At 36.2% G+C, this 1,436-nt stretch carries 1 protein-coding gene; it reads left to right on the forward strand.

Going from position 1 to position 1,436, the window contains the following annotated elements:
- The first annotated feature begins 658 nt into the window (after window positions 1-658).
- Window positions 659-1,267 carry a hypothetical protein gene (locus tag WFZ85_RS15930; protein ID WP_342697241.1) on the forward strand — a complete coding sequence of 203 codons (609 nt, stop codon included), beginning with the start codon at window positions 659-661 and terminating at the stop codon, window positions 1,265-1,267.
- The last annotated feature ends 169 nt before the right edge of the window (window positions 1,268-1,436 follow it).

Genomic DNA, 1,436 nt, shown 5'->3' on the forward strand with positions numbered 1-1,436 from the left:
CTTGAAGCTGGTGACGGGAAATTCCTGATATGTGTTGCATGGTTAAAGATAAGAATACTTTGTTCTTCTTACAAATATTTTTGTATATTTGAAAAAGGATTGTGAAAGTTTTTTCACAGTCTGACGTCAGGCTGTGAAAAAATTCCTTTTTCTCTACTGTTTTACTTTTTAAAGCTGCTATAAACGGGTTTTAAGGCATGCTGATTTTTGATTTACTTTGACTGGTTTTAAAAAGAATTGTGGCTAAAAACAGTTTTATATAGGTCGTTTTTATCAAAAACAAACCTTTTCTCTTGTAGGGTGAGTTCCATGTTTTGAGTTTGGCTAATAAATTAGGCACGCCGAGGATGTTGCACAACTCTCCAAAAAACTATCCCGAAGTTTCGGGATTAAAATAAATCCAAAAACTGACCTTGTTTATCGCGAAGTGTTGGGGCTATATAGTATAGTTATTGAAGAGATTGAAAGGGTGTTTGGTGGGTTGTGATAAAATAAAACGCAATAGCTGTTGAGCAAAGCTATCTTAAAATGGCTAACTTTGCTCAACTTAACAATAAAAAACTGAGCATATAAACAAGTTAGCGGTCATGCTATTACGACAGTGCAAACCCAACAGACAGTGCATTAACAAAAGAAATCTTTAAACAAAATAGACAATATGAAGTTTGGAAAAAATCGACTAACAGTATCTAAAGAAAAACAGTTAGAGAAGCGACATTACAACATTGTAATTGGACTTATGATTTCTTTCGTTACCTATTATTTCTTATTTGAACCCAATCTAATCGGACACGACAGCAGATATACGATTTACGTTTTTTTACTCCCAACACTTTTAGGACTTCTGACACTTGCCGTTTATCGCAGACGATTTTTAACACACAAATTTACAACAAACAAAGGCTTCAGACTTTGGACATTTATGACGGTCTTATACTTAGTTCAAGGAATTGTTTTTTCATATCTAAGTTTCGGACAAGTTGCCAAAATCTCTTGGGACATCTTGAACGATAAGACTGCAAAGCAGAATATTGAAGAAGTTTTTGACTGTCAAGTTACACGGTTCTGGAATGGCAAGCGTTCAAGCATTGACTTCCTTTTTAATGACAGACATAATAAATTTGATGTTCAATACGAGACCATAAAAGATTATATAAATAAAAACCCTGACGACTACTACTTGACAATTACAGCACGGAAAGGACTTTGGAATTATTATCTTGTGGAACGTTGGGATATTAAAAACAAAAAAACAAGCGGACAATAAAAAATGGGACGACACACATTTGCGCACAGAGAAGCACGAACCGCTAATCGAGTAGACGGCTCCGCCAGAAACTGACGGAGTGCGCCTCTCACACCACCGTACGTACGGGTCTCGTATACGGCGGTTCGCAAAGAGATGGGTTGAGTTGGATGTGTAATTCGGTTAAGGA

The sequence above is a fragment of the Flavobacterium aureirubrum genome, from assembly GCF_038739835.1.
Taxonomy (GTDB): Bacteria; Bacteroidota; Bacteroidia; order Flavobacteriales; family Flavobacteriaceae; genus Flavobacterium; species Flavobacterium aureirubrum.